This window comes from Nocardioides segetis, assembly GCF_051390595.1.
Classification (GTDB): domain Bacteria; phylum Actinomycetota; class Actinomycetes; order Propionibacteriales; family Nocardioidaceae; genus Nocardioides.
Genome location: NZ_JBNINR010000023.1, coordinates 1 through 22,363, shown reverse-complemented (window position 1 = coordinate 22,363; position 22,363 = coordinate 1). Strand labels below are relative to the sequence as shown.

The 22,363-nt window shown below is 72.9% G+C and carries 20 protein-coding genes and 1 pseudogene; 14 read left to right on the top strand and 7 right to left on the bottom strand.

Annotated features, from left to right (window positions below):
- Nucleotides 1–124: 124 nt before the first annotated feature.
- The 11 genes from ACPZVR_RS24165 to ACPZVR_RS24115 are packed head-to-tail and all read left to right on the top strand — an operon-like array spanning nucleotide 125 to nucleotide 13,558.
- A complete protein-coding gene (locus ACPZVR_RS24165; protein WP_436702240.1) occupies nucleotides 125–1,384 on the top strand; it encodes a nitrate/nitrite transporter in 1,260 nt (419 codons plus the stop codon).
- A complete protein-coding gene (locus tag ACPZVR_RS24160) occupies nucleotides 1,381–5,058 on the top strand; it encodes a nitrate reductase subunit alpha (protein WP_436702239.1) in 3,678 nt (1,225 codons plus the stop codon). The genes ACPZVR_RS24165 and ACPZVR_RS24160 overlap by 4 nt, the downstream gene beginning before the upstream one ends.
- Nucleotides 5,058–6,713 carry a nitrate reductase subunit beta gene (gene narH / locus ACPZVR_RS24155; protein WP_436702238.1) on the top strand — a complete coding sequence of 552 codons (1,656 nt, stop codon included), beginning with the start codon at nucleotides 5,058–5,060 and terminating at the stop codon, nucleotides 6,711–6,713. Before ACPZVR_RS24160 ends, narH begins: the two co-directional genes overlap by 1 nt.
- Nucleotides 6,710–7,387 carry a nitrate reductase molybdenum cofactor assembly chaperone gene (narJ, locus tag ACPZVR_RS24150; protein WP_436702237.1) on the top strand — a complete coding sequence of 226 codons (678 nt, stop codon included), beginning with the start codon at nucleotides 6,710–6,712 and terminating at the stop codon, nucleotides 7,385–7,387. Before narH ends, narJ begins: the two co-directional genes overlap by 4 nt.
- A gap of 1 nt (nucleotide 7,388) precedes the next feature.
- Nucleotides 7,389–8,105 (top strand): respiratory nitrate reductase subunit gamma, encoded by a 717-nt coding sequence (gene narI, locus ACPZVR_RS24145; RefSeq protein WP_436702236.1) that lies wholly within the window; start codon nucleotides 7,389–7,391, stop codon nucleotides 8,103–8,105.
- Nucleotides 8,087–8,413, top strand: coding sequence for a cupin domain-containing protein (locus ACPZVR_RS24140; RefSeq protein ID WP_436702235.1), 327 nt, complete (start codon nucleotides 8,087–8,089; stop codon nucleotides 8,411–8,413). Before narI ends, ACPZVR_RS24140 begins: the two co-directional genes overlap by 19 nt.
- 57 nt (nucleotides 8,414–8,470) lie before the next feature.
- The gene (locus ACPZVR_RS24135; RefSeq protein WP_436702234.1) at nucleotides 8,471–9,055 is read left to right on the top strand and encodes a nucleotidyltransferase family protein; all 585 of its coding nucleotides are present in this window, start codon (nucleotides 8,471–8,473) and stop codon (nucleotides 9,053–9,055) included.
- Nucleotides 9,056–9,108: 53 nt separating this feature from the next.
- On the top strand, nucleotides 9,109–9,996 hold the full coding sequence (locus ACPZVR_RS24130; RefSeq protein ID WP_436702233.1) for an AAA family ATPase: 888 nt from the start codon (nucleotides 9,109–9,111) through the stop codon (nucleotides 9,994–9,996).
- Nucleotides 9,993–11,117, top strand: a complete 1,125-nt coding sequence (locus tag ACPZVR_RS24125) for a vWA domain-containing protein (RefSeq protein WP_436702232.1) — start codon at nucleotides 9,993–9,995, stop codon at nucleotides 11,115–11,117. Before ACPZVR_RS24130 ends, ACPZVR_RS24125 begins: the two co-directional genes overlap by 4 nt.
- A 6-nt stretch (nucleotides 11,118–11,123) precedes the next feature.
- Nucleotides 11,124–12,290: an XdhC family protein gene (locus ACPZVR_RS24120; protein WP_436702231.1), complete on the top strand. Its 1,167-nt coding sequence runs from the start codon at nucleotides 11,124–11,126 to the stop codon at nucleotides 12,288–12,290.
- 32 nt (nucleotides 12,291–12,322) lie between these two features.
- Complete coding sequence (locus tag ACPZVR_RS24115) at nucleotides 12,323–13,558, top strand: transcriptional regulator (RefSeq protein ID WP_436702230.1); 1,236 nt, start codon at nucleotides 12,323–12,325, stop codon at nucleotides 13,556–13,558.
- Nucleotide 13,559: 1 nt separating this feature from the next.
- Here the strand turns inward: ACPZVR_RS24115 and ACPZVR_RS24110 are convergent, their stop codons facing one another.
- From ACPZVR_RS24110 to ACPZVR_RS24100, 3 genes are read right to left on the bottom strand one after another with little or no spacing between them, the layout of a single operon-like run.
- Nucleotides 13,560–14,408 carry an amidohydrolase family protein gene (locus ACPZVR_RS24110; RefSeq protein ID WP_436702229.1) on the bottom strand — a complete coding sequence of 283 codons (849 nt, stop codon included), beginning with the start codon at nucleotides 14,406–14,408 and terminating at the stop codon, nucleotides 13,560–13,562.
- A 48-nt stretch (nucleotides 14,409–14,456) separates the two neighbouring features.
- Entirely contained in the window at nucleotides 14,457–15,203 is a 747-nt protein-coding gene (locus ACPZVR_RS24105) for an SDR family NAD(P)-dependent oxidoreductase (RefSeq protein WP_436702228.1), read from the bottom strand.
- Nucleotides 15,197–16,207, bottom strand: coding sequence for an LLM class flavin-dependent oxidoreductase (locus ACPZVR_RS24100; RefSeq protein WP_436702227.1), 1,011 nt, complete (start codon nucleotides 16,205–16,207; stop codon nucleotides 15,197–15,199). The genes ACPZVR_RS24105 and ACPZVR_RS24100 overlap by 7 nt, the downstream gene beginning before the upstream one ends.
- Before the next feature lie 88 nt (nucleotides 16,208–16,295).
- Between ACPZVR_RS24100 and ACPZVR_RS24095 the strand changes: the two genes are divergently transcribed.
- The gene (locus ACPZVR_RS24095; protein WP_436702226.1) at nucleotides 16,296–17,198 is read left to right on the top strand and encodes a LysR family transcriptional regulator; all 903 of its coding nucleotides are present in this window, start codon (nucleotides 16,296–16,298) and stop codon (nucleotides 17,196–17,198) included.
- 21 nt (nucleotides 17,199–17,219) lie between these two features.
- Here ACPZVR_RS24095 and ACPZVR_RS24090 read toward each other — a convergent pair whose 3' ends face one another.
- Nucleotides 17,220–18,386: a CaiB/BaiF CoA transferase family protein gene (locus ACPZVR_RS24090; protein ID WP_436702225.1), complete on the bottom strand. Its 1,167-nt coding sequence runs from the start codon at nucleotides 18,384–18,386 to the stop codon at nucleotides 17,220–17,222.
- Between the two features lie 135 nt (nucleotides 18,387–18,521).
- Between ACPZVR_RS24090 and ACPZVR_RS24085 the strand changes: the two genes are divergently transcribed.
- Entirely contained in the window at nucleotides 18,522–19,628 is a 1,107-nt protein-coding gene (locus ACPZVR_RS24085; RefSeq protein ID WP_436702224.1) for an adenosine deaminase, read from the top strand.
- Nucleotides 19,629–19,631: 3 nt separating this feature from the next.
- Here ACPZVR_RS24085 and ACPZVR_RS24080 read toward each other — a convergent pair whose 3' ends face one another.
- Both ACPZVR_RS24080 and ACPZVR_RS24075 read right to left on the bottom strand, forming a co-directional pair.
- A complete protein-coding gene (locus ACPZVR_RS24080) occupies nucleotides 19,632–20,150 on the bottom strand; it encodes a hypothetical protein (protein WP_436702223.1) in 519 nt (172 codons plus the stop codon).
- The gene (locus ACPZVR_RS24075; RefSeq protein ID WP_436702222.1) at nucleotides 20,134–20,784 is read right to left on the bottom strand and encodes an ATP-binding protein; all 651 of its coding nucleotides are present in this window, start codon (nucleotides 20,782–20,784) and stop codon (nucleotides 20,134–20,136) included. The genes ACPZVR_RS24080 and ACPZVR_RS24075 overlap by 17 nt, the downstream gene beginning before the upstream one ends.
- Before the next feature lie 59 nt (nucleotides 20,785–20,843).
- On the opposite strand from ACPZVR_RS24075, the gene ACPZVR_RS24070 reads away from it, so the two are divergent.
- Nucleotides 20,844–22,037 (top strand): dipeptidase, encoded by a 1,194-nt coding sequence (locus ACPZVR_RS24070; protein WP_436702221.1) that lies wholly within the window; start codon nucleotides 20,844–20,846, stop codon nucleotides 22,035–22,037.
- Nucleotides 22,038–22,109: 72 nt separating this feature from the next.
- On the opposite strand, the pseudogene ACPZVR_RS24065 reads toward ACPZVR_RS24070, so the two are convergent.
- A pseudogene (locus tag ACPZVR_RS24065) lies at nucleotides 22,110–22,363 on the bottom strand (HNH endonuclease); the annotation flags it as partial.

Sequence of the window (22,363 nt, the reverse complement as noted above, 5' to 3'; positions counted from 1 at the left end):
AACGGCGCGAGTCAGCACTCCGCAGGACCTTCGTCCCTGGCGCCCAGCACCATCCTGGGGCATGGTGAGTCCGAGGAACGACCACCAAACTGCGGGCAACGGGGCCCGGGGCGGAGGGATGTCCATGGCGGGATCGATCGATACGACGAGCGAGGACCGACAGGCCACGTCGTCCGGCACCGCGTGGCTGATGCTGGCCGTCGCCACCCTCGGCTTCGTCGTGAACTTCTGGGCGTGGGCCCTGCTCAGCCCCCTGGGTCCGCTGTTCCGCGACACCGGAGCGCTGGGCGAGCTCAGCGAGTCCGACGTGTCGCTGCTGGTCGCGGTGCCGGTCGTGGTCGGCTCGCTCGGCCGGATCGTGGTGGGCGCGCTGACCGACCGCTTCGGCGGGCGCGTGATGTTCCCGCTGGTGTCGCTGGCGACGGTCGTGCCGATCCTGTTCGTCGCCTTCTTCGCGCTCGACTCCTACGCCCTGCTGCTGGTCGGCGGCTTCTTCCTCGGCATCGGCGGCACGGCCTTCGCGGTCGGCGTGCCCTTCGTCAACGCCTGGTTCCCGCCCGCGAAGCGCGGGCTGGCGGTCGGCATCTTCGGTGCCGGCATGGGCGGTACGGCGATCAGCGCGCTCACCACCGTCAAGCTGTACGACGGCCTGGGCGAGCGGGCGCCCTTCCTCATCACGGCCGCCGCGCTCGCGGCGTACGGCGTCGTCGCGTGGCTGGTGCTGCGCGACGCTCCCGGCCGCAGCGTCCCGACCACGCCGCTCGGGCAGCGCCTCGCCAGCACGGCGCGGCTGCCGATCACCTGGCAGGCCTGCGTGCTCTACGCCGTCGCCTTCGGCGGGTACGTCGCCTTCTCGGTCTACCTGCCGGCGTACCTCAAGACCGCCCACGGGCTGACCGCGGCCGACGCGTCCAACCGGATGGCGGGCTTCGTGGTGATCGCCGTGGTGATGCGGCCGGTCGGCGGCTGGCTGGCCGACCGGATCGGCGCGATCGCGGTGCTGGGCACGGGCTTCGCCGTCGTCACCGTGTGCGCGGCCATCGCGGCCGGGACGCCGCCGCTGCACGCCGGCGGCACCGTCGCCTTCCTGGCCATGGCCGCCGCACTGGGCATGGGCAGCGGCGCGACCTTCGCGCTGGTCGCCCAGGTCACCGAGCCGAGCCGGGTCGGCGGCGTGACCGGACTGGTCGGCGCGGCCGGCGGACTGGGCGGCTTCGTGCCTCCGCTGATCATGGGCTACGTCTACGGCCACACCGACTCCTACGCCATCGGCCTGTGGCTGCTCGCGATCACGGCCGCCGCCACCCTCGTGCTCACCTACACCGTCGTCGCCCGCACCGCCGGCGGCCGCTCCGCCGACGCCCGGGGGACGGAGTCCGCATGAGCGACCTCGAGTCCCGGCTGCAACGCGCGGCGATCGGGTCGCGCCGCTTCTTCACCAAGGCGGAGGTCAGCGCCGACGCCCGCGCACTCTTCAAGGAGGGCGGCCGCGAGGGCGACGTCTTCTACCGCGACCGCTGGAGCCACGACAAGGTCGTGCGCAGCACCCATGGCGTCAACTGCACGGGCTCGTGCTCGTGGAAGGTCTACGTCAAGGACGGGATCATCACCTGGGAGGCGCAGCAGACCGACTACCCGAGCGCCGGCCCCGACCGGCCCGAGTACGAGCCGCGCGGCTGCCCGCGGGGCGCGGCGTTCTCCTGGTACACCTACAGCCCGACCCGGGTCCGCTATCCCTACGTGCGCGGCACCCTCCTGGAGCTGTTCCGCGCCGCCAAGGAGCAGTACGGCGACCCGGTGGTCGCCTGGGGCTCGATCGTCCAGGATCCCGAGAAGGCCCGGGCCTACAAGAAGGCCCGCGGCAAGGGCGGTCTGGTGCGGGCGACGTGGGAGGAGGCGGCCGAGATCGTGGCCGCCGCGCACGTCTACACGGTGAAGCGCTGGGGGCCCGACCGGATCGCCGGGTTCTCGCCGATCCCCGCGATGTCGCCGGTCTCCTACACCTCCGGCGCCCGCTTCCTCGAGCTCATCGGCGCGCCCATGCTCTCCTTCTACGACTGGTACGCCGACCTGCCGAACGCCTCGCCGCAGATGTTCGGCGACCAGACCGACGTACCGGAGTCGGGGGACTGGTGGGACGCCGGCTACCTCATCATGTGGGGCTCCAACGTCCCGCTGACCCGCACGCCCGACGCGCACTGGATGACCGAGGCCCGCTACCGCGGGCAGAAGGTGCTCGCGGTCGCGCCCGACTACGCCGAGAACGTGAAGTTCGCCGACGAGTGGGTCAGCCCCGCTCCCGGCACCGACGGCGCGCTGGCCATGGCGATGGGCCATGTCGTGCTCCAGGAGTACTTCGTCGAGCGCCAGGTGCCGTTCTTCACCGACTACAACAAGCGCTACACCGACCTGCCGCACCTGATCTGCCTGGAGCCGACCGGCGACGGCGGCTACAAGCCGGGCAAGTTCCTCGTCGCCGGAGACATCGGCCACCCCGAGGGCGGTGCCGAGAACGCCATGTGGAAGCCCGCGGTCCTCGACGCGACCACCGGCGAGGTGCGCATCCCGCAGGGCGCGATCGGCCACCGCTTCGGCGACGAGGGCCTGGGTCGCTGGAACCTCGAGCTCGGCGACCTCGACCCCGCGCTCACCCTGTACGACGCGCGCGACGACGCCGTCGAGGTCGAGCTGCCGCGCTTCGACGCCCCCGACGGCAGGGTCCGCCACCACCGCCGCGGCGTCCCCGTCAAGCGGGTCGGCGACCGGCTCGTCACCACGGTGCTCGACCTGATGCTCGCCCAGTACGGCGTCGCCCGCGACGGCCTGCCGGGCGCCTGGCCGCAGGGATCCGACGACCCCGACGGCGTCGCCACACCCGCGTGGCAGGAGCAGCACACCGGCGTCCCGGCCGCCCAGGTCCGGCGCCTGGCGCGGGAGTGGGCGCAGAACGCGGTCGACACCGAGGGCCGCGGGATGATCCTGATGGGCGCCGGCGTCAACCACTGGTTCCACTCCGACCAGATCTATCGCGCGATGCTCGTGCTCACCACGATCACCGGCTGCCAGGGCCGCAACGGCGGCGGCTGGGCGCACTACGTCGGGCAGGAGAAGGTCCGCCCGATCATGGGCTTCCAGCACCTCGCCTTCGCGCTCGACTGGCACCGGCCGCCGCGGCACATGAACCAGACCGCCTACTGGTACGTCAACACCAGCCAGTACCGCTACGACACGTTCAGCGCCGACGACCTCGACGCCGGCACCGGCGTCTTCGCCGGCAGGACGGTGATGGACCTGCTCGCCCAGTCGGTGCGGCTGGGCTGGAGCCCGAGCTACCCCACCTTCGACCGCAGCTCGCTGACCCTCGCCGACGACGCGGACGCGGCGGGCATGGAGGCGCCGGCGTACGTCGCCCGCGAGCTCAAGGAGGGCCGGCTGCGGTTCGCCGTCGAGGATCCCGAGCACGAGGACAACCACCCGCGGGTCCTGTCGCTGTGGCGCTCCAACCTGCTCGGCTCCTCGGCCAAGGGCAACGAGTACTTCCTGCGTCACCTGCTCGGCACCGACAGCGCCGCCACCGCGCAGGAGGCGCCGCCCGAGCTGCGGCCCAGGGACGTCGTGTGGGCCGAGCAGGCCGCCGAGGGACGGCTCGACCTGCTCACGACGCTCGACTTCCGGATGACGAGCAGCACGATCCTCAGCGACGTCGTCCTGCCCGCCGCGACCTGGTACGAGAAGCACGACCTGTCGACCACCGACATGCACCCCTTCGTCCACTCCTTCAACCCCGCGATCTCGCCGCCCTGGCAGACCAAGTCCGACTGGGACGCCTGGAAGCTCATCGCGCAGCGCTTCTCCGAGCTCGCCGTCGACCATCTCGGCACCCGGCGCGATGTCGTCGCCAAGCCCCTGTGGCACGACACTCCCGAGGCGATGGCGGCCGAGCACGGCGTCGTCCAGGACTGGCGGACCGGTGAGTGCGATCCGGTGCCCGGGAGGACGATGCCCGTGATCGCCGTCGCCGAGCGCGACTACACCGCCATCTACGACAAGATGACGACGATCGGGCCGCTGCTCGAGAAGGTCGGCATGACCACCAAGGGCGTGCTCTACGACGTACGACGCGAGGTCGACCTGCTGCGGCAGCGGCACGGTGTCGCCGAGCACGGCGCGGGCGCCGGGCAGCCGAGGGTCGAGACCGACGTGCAGATGGCCGACGCGATCCTGCACCTCGCCGGCGTCTCCAACGGCCACCTCGCCACGCAGGGCTTCCGCACGCTCGAGAAGCGCACCGGCACGCAGCTGGCCGACCTCGCCGCGGAGCACGAGGGCAAGCAGATCACCTTCCGCGACACCCAGGCCGCGCCCGTGCCGGTGATCACCTCACCGGAGTGGTCCGGCTCCGAGTCCGGCGGCCGGCGCTACAGCCCGTTCACGATCAACATCGAGCGGCACAAGCCGTTCCACACGCTGACCGGGCGCCAGCAGTTCTACGTCGACCACGACTGGTTCCTCGGGATGGGCGAGATGCTGCCGGTCTACCGACCACCGCTCGACATGACCAGGCTGTTCGGGGAGGCGCCGATCGGCGAGCGGAACGAGCTCGGCGTCTCGGTGCGCTACCTGACCCCGCACAACAAGTGGTCGATCCACAGCGAGTACCAGGACAACCTGTTCATGCTGTCGCTCTCGCGCGGCGGGCAGTCGGTGTGGATCTCCGACCGCGACGCCGCGAAGGTCGGCATCCGCGACAACGACTGGATCGAGATGGTCAACCGCAACGGCGTCGTCGCCGCGCGCGCCATCGTCAGCCACCGGATGCCCGAGGGCACGGTCTACATGCACCACGCGCAGGACCGGCTGATCGACGTCCCGCTGACCGAGCGCGACCGCAAGCGCGGCGGCATCCACAACAGCCTCACCCGGATCCTGATGAAGCCCAACCACATCGTCGGCGGCTACGCCCAGCTGGCGTACTTCTTCAATTACATCGGGCCGATCGGCAACAACCGCGACGAGGTCACGATGATCCGCCGCCGTCGGACGGAGGTGGAGTACTGATGCGCGTCATGGCCCAGATGGCGATGGTGATGAACCTCGACAAGTGCATCGGCTGCCACACCTGCTCGGTGACCTGCAAGCAGGCGTGGACCAACCGCACCGGCACCGAGTACGTCTGGTTCAACAACGTGGAGACCCGCCCCGGGCTGGGCTATCCGCGCACCTACGAGGACCAGGACGAGTGGCAGGGCGGCTGGGTCCGCAAGGCCAACGGCCGGCTCGCCCTGCGCGGCGGTGGCCGGATCAAGAAGCTGCTGACGATCTTCTCCAACCCCAAGCTGCCCTCGATCGAGGACTACTACGAGCCCTGGACCTACGACTACGACACGCTCCTGAGCTCGCCGCAGACCGACAGCTTCCCCGTCGCCCGGCCCCAGAGCCTGCTGTCGGGCAAGGACATGAACGTCGAGTGGTCGGCCAACTGGGACGACGACCTCGGCGGCTCCCCGGAGCACGCGGCGCGCGACGTGATGCTGCGCGGCATCGAGGACAAGGTGAGGCTCGAGTTCGAGCAGACCTTCATGTTCTACCTGCCGCGCATCTGCGAGCACTGCCTCAACCCGTCGTGCGCGGCGTCCTGCCCGTCGGGGGCGATCTACAAGCGGGCCGAGGACGGCATCGTGCTCGTCGACCAGGACCGCTGCCGCGGCTGGCGGATGTGCGTCTCCGGATGCCCCTACAAGAAGGTCTATTTCAACCACAAGACCGGCAAGGCCGAGAAGTGCACGTTCTGCTACCCGCGCGTCGAGGTCGGCATCCCGACCGTCTGCTCGGAGACCTGCGTGGGCCGGCTGCGCTACCTCGGGCTCGTCCTCTACGACGCCGACCGGGTGCTCGAGGCGGCGAGCATCGAGGACGAGCACGCCCTGTACGACGCCCAGCGGGCCTGCTTCCTCGACCCGCACGACCCCGCGGTGCGCGCCGCCGCGGCCGAGGCGGGCATCCCGGGCGACTGGATCGAGGCCGCCGAGCGCTCGCCGGTGTGGCGCCTGATCAACGAGTACCAGGTCGCGCTGCCGCTCCACCCGGAGTACCGCACCATGCCGATGGTCTGGTACATCCCGCCGCTCTCGCCGGTCGTCGACGCGGTCAAGGACACCGGTGAGGACGCCGAGGACCGCGGCAACCTGTTCGCCGCGATCGACGCGCTGCGGATCCCGGTCGAGTACCTCGCCAACCTGTTCACCGCCGGCGACACCGTCCCTGTCGACCGGGTGCTGCGCAAGCTCGCCGCGATGCGGTCCTACCTGCGCGACATCAACCTCGGCCGCGACCTCGACGAGACGATCCCCGCCGCGGTCGGGATGACGGGGGAGCAGCTCTACGAGATGTTCCGACTGCTCGCCATCGCCAAGTACGACGAGCGCTACGTCATCCCGACCGCGCACGTCGAGCAGGCGCACGCGCTCGAGGAGCTCGCCACCGACTGCCCCGTCTCGGAGTACGGCGGCGGCCAGAACGACCTGTTCGGCGAGGGATCCGGCTACCCGACGCCCGTCGCGGTCGAGAACTTCCGGATGCTGCAGGAGCGCCAGACCAGCGACACCCTCGCCGCACCCGAGGACAAGGGCCGCCGGGTGAACCTGCTCAGCTGGGACGGCAAGGGCGTCCCCGACGGGCTGTTCCCGCCGCGCTCCGAGGAGGACCGGTCGTGAGGCGGCGCCGGGCCCGCGGCGTCGACGTACGGCCGGTGTGGGCGGCGTGCGCGGCCCTGCTCGACTACCCGACCCCGGCCCTGCTCGACGCGCTCGACGACATCGAGGCGCTGGTGCCCGGGAACCCCGATCTGACGGGCCTGCTCGGCCACCTGCGCGCGTTGCCGCTGGCCGACCTGCAGGCGGCGTACGTCGCCACCTTCGACCACACCCGCAAGTGCGCGCTCTACCTCACCTACTTCGCGTACGGCGACACGCGGCGCCGCGGCCAGGCGCTGGTGCGGTTCAAGGAGACCTACCGGGCCGCCGGCGTCGCCTGGGACGAGTCGACCGGCGAGCTGCCGGACCACCTGTGCGCGGTGCTGCAGTTCGCGGCGACCGTGGACCCGGTCGCCGGCGGGCGGCTGCTCGCCGACCACCGCGCCGGCGTGGAGATGCTGCGGCTGGCGCTGAGCGGGTGGCGCAACGACGACGGCACGACCGGATCGCCCTGGGCCGGCGCCCTGCGCGCCGTCTGCGCGACCCTGCCCGAGCTGCGTGGCGAGGAGGCCGACGCCATCCGCCGGCTGGTCGAGCAGGGGCCACCGGCCGAGGAGGTCGGCCTCGACGGCTACGGCGGCACGAGGCCGGGACCGGCGCTCATCGCGCCCGCGACCCTCGCGGTGAGGAGCTGACATGGACGTCCTCCTCTGGGTGATCGTCCCCTACCTGTGCCTGGCGACCTTCGTGATCGGGCACGGGTGGCGCTACCGCTACGACAAGTTCGGCTGGACCACGCGCTCCTCGCAGCTGTACGAGAACCGGCTGCTCCGGCTCGGCTCGCCGCTCTTCCACTTCGGCATGCTCGGCGTCGTCGGCGGCCACGTGATCGGGCTGCTGGTGCCGCGCGGCTGGACCGACGCGATCGGGATCTCCGACCACGCCTACCACGTCGTCGCGGTCGTCGGCGGCCTCGTCGCCGGGGCGATGGCCCTCGTCGGCATGGTCATCCTGATCTACCGCCGGCGGACCGTCGGGCCGGTCTTCTCCGCCACGACCCCGATGGACAAGGTGATGTACGCCTTCCTCGGGGTGGTCATCGCGCTGGGGATGTGGAACACCATCGCGGGATCGGTCTTCACCCTCGGCGGTGAGTACAACTACCGCGAGGGCGTGTCGGTCTGGTACCGGTCCTTCCTCGCCTTCACCCCCGACGCCTCATTGATGGCCGACGCCCCGATCGGGTTCCAGCTGCACGCGCTCGCCGCCTTCGGGCTGTTCGCGCTGTGGCCGTTCACCCGCCTGGTGCATGTCTTCAGCGCCCCGCTCGGATATCTCACCCGCCCCTACATCGTCTATCGCTGTCGCGACGCGCGGCCCGGGAGGAGCACGCCATGGAGTCCACGAGTCTGACCATCCTGGTCCGCGAGCAGGTCGACGCGGCCCGCGCGGCGAGCAGCGGACGCGCCGCGGTCACGGTCTACGGCGGCCGGGAGCACCGCCTGCGCCAGACCCTGATCGCGCTTCGGGCGGGCGAGCGGCTCGGCGAGCACGATGCGCCGGACGAGGCCACCCTGCAGGTGCTCGAGGGCGAGGTCGCGCTGCACGCCGGCGGCGACACCTGGCGCGGCGAGGCGGGCGACCACCTGGTCATCCCGCCGCAGCGCCACGACCTCGAGGCCCTCACCGACGCCGCGGTGCTGCTGACGGTCGCGAACTGAGGCGGGGTCGGGCCGCTGCAACCGGTCCTCCACGGCCCGGTGTGGCAGGCTCGGGACGTGGCCGCCCACGGACTCCTCCTCGCCGCCGGCGCGGGCCGCCGGATGGGCATGCCGAAGGCGCTGGTGCGCGACCCCGGCGACGCAGGCGGGCCCTGGCTGACCCGTTCGGTGCGGGTGCTCCTCGACGGCGGCTGCCCGGAGGTCACCGTCGTCCTCGGTGCCGGCGCCGACGAGGCGGAGCCGCTTCTCGACGGCCTGTCCGGCGTGACGGTCGTCCGGTCGGCCGACTGGTCCTCGGGCATGGGCGCCTCGCTGGCCACCGGGCTCGAGGCCCTTGCTCCCCGCGCCGATGCCGGCGCCGCGCTGGTGCACCTCGTCGACCTGCCCGATGTCACCGCCGCGGTGGTGGCCCGGGTCCTCGCCGAGGCCGGCGACGGTGCCGCGGCCCTCGCCCGGGCGTCGTACGGCGCCCGCCCGGGGCACCCGGTCCTGATCGGCCGCGAGCACTGGGCCGGCGTGGCACGCAGCGCGGTGGGCGACCGGGGAGCGCGGGCGTACCTCGCCGAGCACGAGGTCGCGCTCGTCGAGTGCGGCGATCTCGCCACGGGCGCCGACGTCGATCGGCGACCGACGCCGCGGTGAGTTCGGCAAGAGTTGCCAACCTCGCGCCAACGACCGCCCCCTAGCCTGGAGACATGGACACCCGCGTCGCCGACCTCGCACGCCGGCTGGAGGAGACCGGCTACCTCTGTGACGAGGAGCTGGCGACGGTGCTCTTCCTGTCCCTGGAGATGTCGCGGCCCCTGCTGCTCGAGGGGGAGCCGGGCACGGGCAAGACCGCGCTGGCCGAGGCGATCGCCGCGTCGCTGGACCGGCCGCTGATCCGGCTGCAGTGCTACGAGGGCATCGACGCGACGCAGGCGCTCTACGACTGGGACTTCCCGCGTCAGATCCTGCACCTGCGCGCGCTCGAGGCGCTCTCCGACGCCGCCAAGGGCGGTGTCGCGGGGGTGGAGGAGGCCGAGAAGAGCCTCTACGACGAGCGGTTCCTGCTCGCCCGGCCGGTCCTGGCCGCGCTCCAGCAGAGCCCCGCGGTGCTCCTCATCGACGAGGTCGACCGGGCCGACGACGAGTTCGAGGCGTTCCTGCTGGAGGTGCTCTCGACCTTCCAGGTCACGATCCCCGAGCTCGGGACCGTGCAGGCCGCGACCCCGCCGACCGTGGTGCTGACGTCCAACCGCACCCGCGAGCTGCACGACGCGCTGAAGCGGCGCTGCCTCTACCACTGGATCGACCACCCCGGCCTGGAGCGCGAGGTCGCCATCGTGCGGTCCCGCGCGCCCGAGGTCAGCGCCACGCTGGCCCGTCAGGTGGTCGAGATCGTGCAGCAGCTGCGCTCCGACGCCGACCTGCTCAAGCCGCCGGGCGTCGCCGAGACGCTCGACTGGGCGCGGGCCCTGCACCACCTCGGCACCGCCGACCTCGAGGTGGAGACCGCCGCGCGGACCCTCGGCGCGCTCGTGAAGTACCGCGACGACGCCGAGCGGGTGCGCGCCGCGCTCGACCGGATGCTGGCGAGATGAGCGCCGCGGCGACGGACCTGCTGCACCAGCCCGACGAGATCCTGCTGGGCTTCGCCACCGCGCTGCGCTCGGCCGGCGTGCCGGTGACCCAGGATCGCACCCGCGCCTACCTCGACGCCGTCGCCCTGGTCGGGCTCGGCGACCGGGCGGCCACCCGGGCGGCGGGGCGGGCCACGCTCTGCGCCACGCCGGAGGACCTCGAGCGCCACGACCGGATCTTCGACGAGTGGTTCCACCGTGACCTCAGCACGCCCGTCAGCCGGCCCCGCGCCACTCAGCCCCGGACGGCGGCGGCGCTGCTGCCCGACGACCAGGACGCCGCGACGGGCGGTCCGGAGTCCGACGACGACCCGGTCCGGGCGGCCGCCAGCACCGCGGAGGTGCTGCGGCACCGGGACGTGGCGACCCTCGCGCCCGCCGAGCGGGCCCGGCTCGCGACCATGTTCGCCGGCCTCCCGGTCCGGCTGCCGACGCGACCCACCGCCCGTCGTACGCCGCACCGGCGGGGCGCCGTCGACGCCTCCCGCACCCTGCGCGCGAGCCTGCGCCGGATGGGCGAGCCGGCCGAGATCCACCGCCGCCGGCGCACCACCCGGCCCCGTCGCGTCGTGCTGCTCGTGGACGTGTCCGGCTCGATGAGCGGGTACGCCGACGCGCTGCTGCGCCTCGCGCACCGGGTCGTCAACGCCGGACCCGGCGTCGAGGTGTTCAGCCTCGGCACCCGGCTCACCCATCTCACGCGCGCCCTCCGGCGGCGCGACCCCGACCGCGCCATCGCCGCGGCCGGCGACGTCGTGCCCGACTGGTCGGGCGGCACCCGGCTCGGCGAGACGCTGCAGGCGTTCGTCGACCGGCACGGTCGGCGCGGCATGGCCCGCGGCGCGGTCGTGGTGATCTTCAGCGACGGCTGGGAGCGCGGCGACACCGCCCTGCTGGCCGCGCAGGTGGATCGGCTCCATCGGCTCGCCCACAAGGTGGTCTGGGTCAACCCGCACCGGGGCAAGGTGGGCTACGTCCCCGTGCAGCAGGGGATTGTCGCCGTCCTGCCCCACGTCGACGCCTTCCTCGCCGGGCACTCCCTGGCGACGTTCACCGCACTGCTCGAGGAGGTTGGGAGATGACGCGGGATGCGTGAGGTGCTGCCGCAGCTGCTGGCCTGGTGGGAGGCGGGGGAGACGATCGGCATGGGCACGGTCGTCGCGACCTTCCGCTCGGCGCCCCGGCCGCCCGGTGCGTCGATGCTGGTCGGCCCGGACGCCTCCGCGGTCGGCTCGGTCTCCGGCGGCTGCGTCGAGGGCGCGGTCTACGACCTCGCCCAGGACGTGACGGCCTCCGGCACGCCGACCCTGCAGCGCTACGGCGTCTCCGACGACGACGCCTTCGCGGTGGGCCTCACCTGCGGGGGGATCCTCGACGTCTACGTCGAGAGGGTGAACCGCGAGACCTTCCCCGAGCTGGGCGCGATCGCCGCCGACATCGAGGCCGGCCGGCCCGTGGCCGTCGCGACCGTCGTGGACCACCCCGACCCGGCGTACGTCGGCCGGCGCACCGTCATCCGTCCCGCCCCGATAGTCCCGGGGCAAAAGCACCAGAACGCGGCCGAGGACGGTGCTTTTGAGCAGGGAGTATCGCTGGGGAGCCCGCGCATCGACGACGCGGTGCGCGACGACGCGCTCGGCCTGCTGGCCGCCGGTCACAACGGCACGCTGTCCTACGGTCCCGACGGCGAGCGGCGCGGGGAGGGCATGCGGGTCTTCGTGTGGGCCTTCGCGCCGGCACCGCGGATGCTGGTCTTCGGGGCGATCGACTTCGCCGCCGCGGTGGCGCGCGTGGGCGGCTTCCTCGGCTACCACGTCACGGTCTGCGACGCGCGTCCCGTGTTCGCCACGACCAGCCGGTTCCCGGGCGCCGACGAGGTCGTCGTCGAGTGGCCGCACCGCTACCTCGCCGCCGAGCAGGAGGCCGGCCGGGTCGACGCTCGCACGGTGATCACCGTGCTCACCCACGACCCCAAGTTCGACGTACCGCTCCTCGAGGTCGCCCTCCGGCTGCCCGAGGTCGGCTACGTCGGCGCGATGGGCTCGCGGCGCACCCACGACGACCGGATGGAGCGGCTGCGTGAGGCCGGCCTCACCGAGGCGGAGCTGGCGCTCCTGCACAGCCCGATCGGGCTCGACCTCGGCGCCCGCACGCCGGAGGAGACCGCGATCAGCATCGCGGCGGAGATCGTCGCCGGCCGCTGGGGCGGATCCGGGGAGCCGCTGGCCGCGCGATCGGGCCGCATCCACGCGTGATCCGGCTCACACCCTCGGGGTAGGGTTCGGCCATGGACGAGCTCGACCAGCGGCGGCGGCTGGCCCTGGCCGCGTGGACCACGTGGGTCGAGGAGGGTGACGGCGCGCTGACGACCGTCCGGCCCGAGATCCTCGACAGCTGGACCCGCTCCGGTGCCTCCGTCGCGCGCGACGTCGGCCAGGCGCCGCTCGCCGACGAGGCCGAGACCCTCTCCTTCTGGCAGGGCTCGCCGCTGCAGATCGCGGTCCAGCGGGTGGAGGACGAGCTGCGCCGCACCGCCGAGGACGGCGACCTGGTGCTCGCCGTGACCGACCCCGACACCCGCGTGCTGTGGACCTACGGCGGCCGGGTCATGCGGCGCAAGGCCGAGACCGTCAACTTCGTGCCCGGCGGACGCTGGGACGACCGGTCGGTGGGCACCAACGCCCTCGACCTCGCCAACCGGCTGGACCGCCCGTCGATGGTGTTCAGCGCCGAGCACTACGCCCCGATCGTGCACAACTGGGTCTGCTGGGCCGCGCCGGTCCACGACCCGGTCAGTGGCGCCAAGCTCGGCGTCCTCGACATCTCGACCACCTGGGACCGCACCCACCCGATCGGCCTGGCGACCGCGCGCGTGCTCGCGCGCCTGGTCGAGCAGGCCCTGCCGCGCACCCATCAGCACGTCGACGAGTCGCCCGAGGAGATCGCGGTCCCGGGCCTGGTGCTGAGCCTCCTCGGCACCGCCGAGGCCCGTGTCGACGGCAGGCGGCTGCTGCTCAACCGCCGCCAGACCGAGATCCTCTCCCTGCTCGCGCTGCACCCCGACGGCCTCTCCCTCGACCAGCTGCACGCGATGCTCTACGGCGACCACGCGGTCACCTTCTCCACCCTCAAGGCCGAGGTCTCCCACCTGCGGCAGGCCCTGGCCGGCCAGCTCGCCTCCCGGCCCTACCGGCTGCTCATGCCGATCGCCACCGACGTCGACCACGTGCTCACCCTGCTCCGCCGCGGCCAGGTCGCCGCCGCCGTCGAGGCCTACGGCGGGGACCTGCTCCCCGGCACCGAGAGCCCGGCGCTGGTCGAGATGGGGGAGTACGTCGCGGTCGCGGTCCGCGAGGCGCTGCTGGCCGACCCGCAGCCCGACGCGGTCCTGCACTACAGCGACCTGGCGCCCTACGACACCGCGGTGCTGGAGGCCTGTCTGGCCCAGCTCGGCCGCGAGGGCCGGCTGCGGCACCCGGCGATCCCGCTGCTCAAGGCACGCCTGGCCGTCGCCGACGGCTGAGTCAGAGCCGGTACGCCGCCGCGGCGTTCTCGCCCCAGAACCGCGCCTGGTCGGCGGGGGACGCCTCGCCGACGACCGCCCGCAGCGAGGCGACGAGCTGCGCGAACGAGCCCCCCATCGTCTCGATCGGCATGTTCGACCCGAACATCACGCGCTCCCAGCCGAGCTGGTCGATGGCGAACTCCAGCCACGGGCGCAGGCTCGCCTCGGAGACGTCGAGGGTGGCCATGCCGAGCCCGGACAGCTTGCAGGGCGCCGAGGTCGCCGTGGCGAACCGCCGCACGGCCTCCTGCCACGCGGCACGGCCGGCGGCGTCGACGCTGCTGGGCCAGCCGGTGTGCTCGAGCACGAGGGACAGGTCGGGGAAGCGCTCGAGCCGGCGCAGCCACGGCGCCATCGCCTCCGGGTTGATCACCAGGTCGAAGACCAGGTCGCGCTCGTCGAGCCAGCCGAGCACGGTCTCCGCGGCGGGGGAGTCGGGGTCGAAGCCGTAGAGCACACGGACCCCACGGAACCGCGGGCTCGCGGCCTGGGCCTCCAGCTCCGCGCGGATCTCCGCGACGCTGCCCGCCGGGTCGACGGTGCCGATCACGGCGAAGTCGAGGTCGTGTGCCTCGGCCACCTCGTCCAGCCAGGTGGCCTCGGACAGGTGCGCGCCGGGCTTCGTCGTGGCGGAGACGTGGACGAAGGCATCGACCACGAGGTCGCCGGCGGCCGCACGGTAGCCCTCGAGCGAGAAGTCGCGGTAGAGCTCGGGCTTCTGCAGGCTCTCCGCCCAGACCGACAGGCCGGGATACCAGTCGTGGGCGGTGACGTCGATCAGGTGCATGTGGGAGTCGACGACTCTCATCTGGTCTCTCCTCGTAGGTGGGTAGGTAGGTGGGTGGGTGGGAAGGCGTCAGTGCATGGTGATGCCGCCGGAGACGCTGATCGTCTGACCGGTGACGTAGCCGGCGCCCGGCCCCAGCAGCCAGGCGACGCAGGCCGCCACCTCGGCCGGGGCGCCGAGCCGGTGCAGCGGGATGGCGCGCAGCAGGCGGTCGAGGTACGCCGGGTCCGACGCGGTCGCGGTGGCGGACATGGTGCCCTCGAGCGGCCCGGGGCTGACCACGTTGACCCGCGTGCGGTGGCGGGCCAGCTCGCGGGCGAGGCTCTTGGCCGCGCCCAGCAGCGCGGCCTTGGTGCCGGCGTACGCCACCTCGTGCCCGGCCCCCGCCCGCGCGGAGTCGGAGGCGACGAAGACCAGTGAGCTCGGTGCCGCGGTGATCGCCGGCAACAGCAGCTGGGTGAGCAGGAGGGGGCCGCGCTGGTTGACCTGGTACATCAGGTCCCAGTCGGCGGGGTCGGAGTCGGCGAACGGCGCCAGCCGGGTGACGCCGGCGCAGTGCACCAGATGCAGCGGCGGATCCCCCGAGCCGTCGGACACCGCCGTGGCCGCCTCCCGGATCGAGGCGTCGCGGGTCAGGTCGAGTGCCAGCGCCCTCACCCGACCCTGCGCGGCGGCGACGACCTCGCCGAGCCGGTCGACCCGCTGGTCGGCGGCGACCACCTCGGTGCCGTCCCGGGCGAGCAGGTGCACCAGCGCCGCGCCGACGTCGCCCGCGGCGCCGGTCACCAGCACCCGGCCGGGGAGCGCGGTCACCACGACCTGAGTGTCGGCAGCACGTCGGCCGCGAACCGACGCAGGCTCTCGATGCCCTCGCCGCGCAGGTCGATGCCGGGATGCGGCCCGAACAGCACCAGGTCGGTCAGGCCGAGGTCCTTGACGAACGGCTCGAGCACGGCGAGCACGGTCTCCGGGTCGCCGATCAGCTCGTTGGCGCGATAGGCGTCATGGGCCGGCGCGAGCCCGTAGTCCAGGTCCGGGTCGCCGAACTCGCTGCGGATGCGCCGGTAGTAGTCCCAGCGCTCGACGTAGAGGTGCTGGTTGCGCTCCCAGACCTGCTCCGGGTCCTCGTCGGTGACCGTGATGCTCCACGGGTTCGAGACCCGCGTCGAGCCGGGCGCGTGGCCGGCCTCGGCGAGGGCGGCGTGGTAGGCGGCGTGCACCTCAGGGTCGACCGAGGCCCCGGCGAGGTTCGCGCCGTGCCGGCCGGCCCGGGCCGCCGCGGCGACCGTGGTGGCGGCGACCCACAGCGGCGGGTGCGGGTCCTGGACCGGGGTCGGCTGCACCTGGAGCCCGGGGATGCGGTGGTAGCGGCCGTCGTACTCGATCTCCTCGCCCGACCAGCCCAGCTTGAGCAGCTCGATCGCCTCCTCCATCCGGGAGGGGCGGGTGCGCGGGTCGAGGCCGAAGGCGGCGTACTCCGCGACCCGGTGGCCGATGCCGATGCCGACGTCGAGGCGGCCGCCGGACAGCTGGTCGAGGACCGCCGTCTCCTGGGCCAGCGCGAGGGGATGGTGCAGCGGCGCGACGTAGATGTAGGAGCCGATCCGGGCGGTCGACGTGCGGCTGATCAGCTGCGACAGGAAGATCGGCACCGACGGCGCGTAGCCGTCGGCGCTGAAGAAGTGCTCCTGCACCAGCAGCGAGTCGAACCCGAGGCGCTCGGCCTCGGTGAACGTCCACAGGCAGTCCTCCCACAGGTCGGTCCAGGACTGCTGGCGGTACGGCGACGCCTTCATCTCCAGGGTGAGCCCAACGCGCACGGGTGCTCCTCTCATGGGGAGCCTTCATCCTGGTGCGCGGCGCTCGGCCTGCCCACGTCCAAGATCGTCGCCGATCTAGCATGTTCAGATGATGGATCTGACGCTGCGGGACCTCGAGTATGTCGAGATGATCGCCCAGGAGCGCAGCATCACCCGCGCCGCGGCCCGGCTCCACATGGCCCAGCCGGCGCTGAGTCAGGCGCTGCAGCGCATCGAGCGCCGGCTCGCCGTCCGCCTCTTCGAGCGGACCAGCCGGCACCTCGCCCCGACACCGGCCGGCGACGTCCTGGCCGCCGAGGCCCGCGACATCCTCGCGGCGGTGCAGCAGGCGATCGTGCGCACCCGGGTCGCCGGCGGACTGCCCGAGGTGCTGCGGGTCCATGTGAGCGAGTCGTCGCTGGTCACCCCGCGGCGGATCCTCGCCGCCGCCCGCGCGCACGTCCCCGGCGCGGCGATCCACCAGACCACGCTGCCCCGGCGCGACGTGGCCGAGCACCTCCTCAGCGGCGAGCTGACCCTCGCCATCGCCGGGTCGATCCGGCGCGCGGGGCTGCACAGCGTCAAGGTCCGCGACGAGCGGATCGGCGTCCTGGTCAGCGAGCGACACCCGCTGGCCGGGGCCGAGGTCGTCGCGCCGGCGCAGCTCGCCGGCCACCCCGTCTTGTCGATCGACCCGGAGATGAGCTCGTGGGACGCCTGGGTGACGTCCTACCTCGGCGACCACGGCGTCACCGCGCGGTGGTCCAAGGAGGTGGTCTTCGGGCTGAGCACGGGCAGCGACGTCCTCCACGACGCCGACACCGTCATGCTGACCCTGGAGTCGGTCGGCCGTGACCATCTCGACGGACTGGTCTGGCGGCCGATGGCGCCGGCCCGCTCCGTGCCGTGGTTCCTCACCTACCGCGAGGACAGCCTGCGCGACTCGCCCGCCGTCGCGGCGGTGCTGCGGGTCGTGCGTCGCCTCGCCCGCGACCAGGGCTGGATCGGGTGACCGGTCCGGCCACCCCTCGGCTCAGCCCTCGTCGGACTCGAGCCAGGCGCGGATCTCGTCGTTGTGCTGGCCCAGCGTCGGCGGCGCGACATGCCGCTCGCGGCCGCCGGCGTACGCGTTGTCGTCGAAGCGCAGCGCCGGCCCGGGGAGCTGGATGTCGCCGAGGGTGGTGTGCTCGACGTCGATGAGCAGGCCCTGCGAGAGCGTCTGCTCCCAGGCGTAGACGTCGTCGAGGGTGCGGACCTTGCCCGCCGGCACGCCGGCGCCGTCGAGGCGGGCCAGGGCCTCCTCGGCGGTGAGGTCGGCGAGCACGCCCTCGACCAGGGCGATCGTGGCGTCGCGGTTGGTGACCCGCTCGGGGTTCGTCGCGAAGCCCGGCGCGGCCGGGTCGATGCCGAACTCGGTGGCGAAGGTCTGCCAGAGCTTCTCCGAGCCGCAGGCGATCTGCACGGGCGCGGTCTTCGTCTGGAACATGCCGTACGGCGCGATCGAGGGGTGGTGCCCGCCGGCCAGGCCGGGGACCTCCTTGGCGACCGTCCACTTGGTGCCCTGGAAGGCGTGCACGCCGACCATCCCGGCGAGCAGCGAGGTGTGGACGACGCGGCCGCGGCCGGTGCGCTCCCGCTCGTAGAGCGCCGACACGACGCCGTACGCGCCGTTCATGCCGGCCAGCAGGTCGGCGATCGGCACGCCGACCTTGGTGGGCTCGGCGAGCCCGGTCAGCGACATCAGGCCGCCCTCGCCCTGGGCGATCTGGTCGAAGCCGGACCGCGTGGCCTCGGGGCCGTCGTGGCCGAAGCCGGTGATCTGCAGGACGATCAGGCGCGGGTTGAGGGCGTGCAGCCGCTCGATCGGGAAGCCGAGGCGGTCCAGGACGCCGACCCGGAAGTTCTCCATCAGCACGTCGGCGCGCTCGACCAGCTTCGCCAGGACGTCCTGGTCGGCCGGGTCCTTGAGGTCGAGGGTGATCGACTCCTTGTTGCGGTTGGCCGAGAGGAAGTACGTCGACTCGCGCTCGCCCTCCGTGGGGTCCATGAACGGCGGTCCCCAGGTCCGGGTGTCGTCGCCCGTGGGACTCTCGACCTTGATCACCCGGGCTCCGAGGTCGCCGAGCATCATCGCGGCATGGGGGCCCGCAAGGGCACGGGTGAGGTCGAGGACCAGGATGTCGTCGAGAGGCGCGGTCATGGTGCAGACACTATTGACGAGAGCAAGTCCGGAGAATGGCAGCATCTGCCAAGAGAGCCGTGGCGATCCGGGCAGGAAGTCGGGCAGCGGCCCCGTGGCCGGGCCGGCGTCGGTGGGAACGGTAAGAATGCGGTCATGGAACCGACACGTGGCCTGCCGGAGGACCTGCTGCGGGCGGCACCCAAGGTGCTGCTCCACGACCACCTCGACGGCGGGCTGCGGCCCGCCACCATCGTCGAGCTCGCCGCCGGCGTCGACCACGCCCTGCCCGCGACCGACGCCGAGGCGCTCGCGGGCTGGTTCGCCGAGGCCGCCGACTCGGGCTCGCTCGAGCGCTACCTGGAGACGTTCGCCCACACCGTCGGCGTCATGCAGACGGCCGCGGCGCTGACGAGGGTCGCGCGGGAGTGTGTCGAGGACCTCGCCGCCGACGGCGTGATCTACGCCGAGATCCGCTACGCCCCCGAGCTCCACGTCGAGGCCGGGCTCGGGCTCGAGGAGGTCGTCGCCGCCGTCCAGCAGGGCTTCGAGGAGGGGATGGCCGCGGCCGCCGCGTCCGGCCGCCCGATCCTCGTCCGGCACCTGCTGACCGCGATGCGCCAGGCCGCCCGGGCGATGGAGATCGCCCGGCTCGCCATCGCCTGGCGCGACCGCGGCGTGGTCGGCTTCGACATCGCCGGGCCCGAGGCGGGCTACCCGCCCACCCGGTTCATCGACGCGTTCGAGTACCTCCAGCGGGAGAACTCCCACTTCACCATCCACGCCGGCGAGGGCTTCGGCCTCCCGTCGATCTGGGAGGCCGTGCAGTGGTGCGGGGCCGACCGGCTCGGCCACGGCGTGCGCATCGTCGACGACATCACCGTGCCCGACGGGGCGGACGACCCCGGCGCCGCGCGGCTGGGCCGCCTGGCGTCGTACGTCCGGGACAAGCGGATCCCGCTCGAGATGTGCCCCTCGTCCAACGTGCAGACCGGCGCGGCGCCGTCGCTCGAGGAGCACCCGATCCGGCTGCTCGCGTCGCTGCGCTTCCGGGTCACCGTCAACACCGACAACCGACTGATGAGCCGCACGACGCTGAGCCGGGAGTTCGGCCTGCTCGCCGAGACCTTCGGCTACGGCTGGGCCGAGATGGAGTGGCTGACCGTCAACGCGATGAAGTCGGCCTTCACCCCCTACGACGAGCGCTATCGGCTGATCACCGAGACCATCAAGCCCTGGTACGCCGAGCAGCTGGGGCGCTGACCGTCAGACGACAAACCAGAAGTGCGACCAGCCCGCGACGCCGACGCGGTGCCCGGTCCACTGCTGCTCGCGGACCGTGACGAGGCGGCCGGCGGCGGGGTCGAAGACCTCGACGCCGCCCTCGACGGCTCCGACGGCCAGCACCACGTGGCGGGGTAGCCAGCGGTTGCCGAGGTAGACGCCGACCGGCCGGCCGCGCAGCTGCTCGCGCAGGACGTCGTACCCGATGACGGGGCGGGGGCGCACGAACACCGTCGCGATGTGCTCGCCGGTCAGGGCGCGAAAGGCGTTGGCGACCGCCCAGGGCGGCGTGCCGAGGGCGCGCGGCCAGGGCATCTGGAACCGGTCGCGCGGGCTGCGCGAGGACGTGAGGAGCCGGTGCTCCTCGGTGATGTCCTCCGCGGGGCTCTCGGGGCGCCACTCGGTCAGCAGGGCGCGGGCACCGAGGACGCTGGCCGCGCCGCAGCTGCGGCGGTCGGGCTGGCGCAGCCGGTCCGGAGCGAGATCAGCCGGCCACCGCATGGTCGCCCTCCTGGTCCGCGCGGTCGCGGATCTCGGCGAACGCCCGGTCGCCGGTCGCGACCCGGCAGCCGACGGCGACCGCGCGCCGCACGATCTGGCGCTGGGCGCGGGCCAGCGCCAGGCCGCGGCGTACCAGGACCAGGGGCGGCTTGCGGTGCTCGCGCAGGTCGCGGGTCAGCCGGCGCCAGAACGTGAGCACCGGGTGCTGGGTGACGCAGTACGCCGCCGCGAGGATGCCGGCTCGGCGGCACTCCTCGACGATCTCGGTCGCGAAGATGCCCTCCGCGCAGAACCGCCGGGCGGTGCCCAGATCGAGGCGCTGGGTCCCGGTGCGGCGGCTCGCCGAGATCGAGTAGACCGGCACCTCGGCGCTCCCGGTGGCGCAGAGCGCCCGCAGCGCCGCGAACGCGTCCTCGTGGTTCCAGCTGCCGGGATGGTCCCAGTCGACCAACCCGGCGTTCGCGCCCTCGGCGATGAGCGGCAGCCCCGGCTCGTCGCCGTCGCGGTAGAAGTCGTCGAGCCGGAGCGTCGGCCAGCCGTAGGCCTTGGCGAGTCGTCCGGCGAGGCGGGACTTGCCGGAACCCGACGGGCCGGCGAGCACGATCACGCGGGCCCCGGGCCGTCCGTCGGTCATGGGGGTGGAGTCTGCCGTACCGGCCGCGGGGGAGCGAGCCGGCGCAGTAGGTTCGCCTCATGGGAGAGGGAGGAAGGCGCGCGCGCCGCTGGGTCCGGGTCACACTGCTGTCGGTGCTGGCCCTGGTGGTCGTCGCCGCGATCGGGTTCTTCACGTTCGCGCCGCGGATCGTGGAGAGCGGCATGAACAAGGTCGATCCGGTGGACCTGCCGTCGGTGGCGTCCGACACGCAGCGGCTGCACGACTCGCTGCAGGTCGTCGACATGCACGCCGACACCCTGATGTGGGACCGCGACCTGCTGGACCGCTCCGGCCGCGGACACCTGGACCTGCCGCGGATGGAGGACGGGAACGTCGCGCTGCAGGTCTTCTCGTCGGTGTCGAAGTCCCCGAAGGGACAGAACTACGACAGCAACTCCGCCGACAGCGACAACATCACGCTGCTCACCTTCGCCCAGCTCCAGCCGCCACGGACCTGGACCTCGTTGCTGCAGCGTTCGCTCTACCACGCGGAGAAGCTGCAGAAGGCCACGCGTGAGTCCCGCGGCGCGCTGCGGATGATCCGCTCCCGCCGCGACCTCGACCGCCTGATCGCCGATCGCGAGGACGGCACGCAGGTGATCGGCGCGCTCTTCTCGGTCGAGGGCCTGCAGAACCTCGAGGGCGACCTCGACAACCTCGACCGGCTCTACGACGCCGGCATGCGGATGGCGGGCTTCACCCACTTCTTCGACAACGAGGTCGCCGGCTCCATGCATGGCGAGGAGAAGGGCGGCCTCACGTCGCTGGGGCGGAAGGTGTTCGCCGAGATGGAGCGCCGCGGCATCGTCGTCGACATCGCGCACGCCAGTCACGATGCCGTCGCCGAGATGCTGGAGCTGGCCACCCGGCCGGTCGTCCTCAGCCACGGCGGCGTCCAGGCCACCTGCGACGTGAACCGCAACCTCACCGACGACGAGATCCGCGGCGTCGCCGCGACCGGCGGCGTCGTCGGCGTCGGCTACTGGGACGCCGCCGTGTGCGAGCTGAGCACCGAGGCCGTCGTCGACGCCATCGACCACGTCGTCGAGGTCGGCGGACTCGAGGCCGCCGCCCTCGGCAGCGACTACGACGGCGCCACCACCGTGGGCTGGGACACCACCCACCTCGCCGCGATCACCCAGGAGCTCGTCGACCGTGGCTACGACGACGCCGCGGTCGCGGCGATCATGGGCGGCAACACGCTGCGGGTGCTGCGGGCGACGCTGCCGTAGGGGCCGTGTCGCGGGCCGGGCATGGCTGTGCCCCCGCGACCTCGGAGACTCGCGGGGCAGGGGGCGGGGTGGCTACTCGTCCGGCGGTTCGGCGGCCCGGTTGGTCCTGACAGGGTGGGTGCCGCGGTGGTCGACGCGGAACCGGTGGCCGTTCGGACTGGTCCACAGGTAGGTGTCCGGCATGACGGCGTCGTAGCGCCAGGTCGAATGGGTCTTCGCGCGATGGTGCCGGCGACACAGCGGCACCTCGTTGCACGGACAGGTCGGACCGCCCTCGGCGTGGGGTCGGGCATGGTCGACGTCGCAACGCTGGGCGGGGCGGGTGC

Coding starts and splice junctions, on each gene's coding strand:
- ACPZVR_RS24165 (WP_436702240.1), top strand. CDS start 125: ATGGCGGGATCGATCGATACGACGAGCGAGGACCGACAGGCCACGTCG.
- ACPZVR_RS24160 (WP_436702239.1), top strand. CDS start 1,381: ATGAGCGACCTCGAGTCCCGGCTGCAACGCGCGGCGATCGGGTCGCGC.
- narH (WP_436702238.1), top strand. CDS start 5,058: ATGCGCGTCATGGCCCAGATGGCGATGGTGATGAACCTCGACAAGTGC.
- narI (WP_436702236.1), top strand. CDS start 7,389: ATGGACGTCCTCCTCTGGGTGATCGTCCCCTACCTGTGCCTGGCGACC.
- ACPZVR_RS24140 (WP_436702235.1), top strand. CDS start 8,087: ATGGAGTCCACGAGTCTGACCATCCTGGTCCGCGAGCAGGTCGACGCG.
- ACPZVR_RS24130 (WP_436702233.1), top strand. CDS start 9,109: ATGGACACCCGCGTCGCCGACCTCGCACGCCGGCTGGAGGAGACCGGC.
- ACPZVR_RS24125 (WP_436702232.1), top strand. CDS start 9,993: ATGAGCGCCGCGGCGACGGACCTGCTGCACCAGCCCGACGAGATCCTG.
- ACPZVR_RS24120 (WP_436702231.1), top strand. CDS start 11,124: ATGCGTGAGGTGCTGCCGCAGCTGCTGGCCTGGTGGGAGGCGGGGGAG.
- ACPZVR_RS24115 (WP_436702230.1), top strand. CDS start 12,323: ATGGACGAGCTCGACCAGCGGCGGCGGCTGGCCCTGGCCGCGTGGACC.
- ACPZVR_RS24110 (WP_436702229.1), bottom strand. CDS start 14,408: ATGAGAGTCGTCGACTCCCACATGCACCTGATCGACGTCACCGCCCAC.
- ACPZVR_RS24095 (WP_436702226.1), top strand. CDS start 16,296: ATGATGGATCTGACGCTGCGGGACCTCGAGTATGTCGAGATGATCGCC.
- ACPZVR_RS24090 (WP_436702225.1), bottom strand. CDS start 18,386: ATGACCGCGCCTCTCGACGACATCCTGGTCCTCGACCTCACCCGTGCC.
- ACPZVR_RS24085 (WP_436702224.1), top strand. CDS start 18,522: ATGGAACCGACACGTGGCCTGCCGGAGGACCTGCTGCGGGCGGCACCC.
- ACPZVR_RS24080 (WP_436702223.1), bottom strand. CDS start 20,150: ATGCGGTGGCCGGCTGATCTCGCTCCGGACCGGCTGCGCCAGCCCGAC.
- ACPZVR_RS24075 (WP_436702222.1), bottom strand. CDS start 20,784: ATGACCGACGGACGGCCCGGGGCCCGCGTGATCGTGCTCGCCGGCCCG.
- ACPZVR_RS24070 (WP_436702221.1), top strand. CDS start 20,844: ATGGGAGAGGGAGGAAGGCGCGCGCGCCGCTGGGTCCGGGTCACACTG.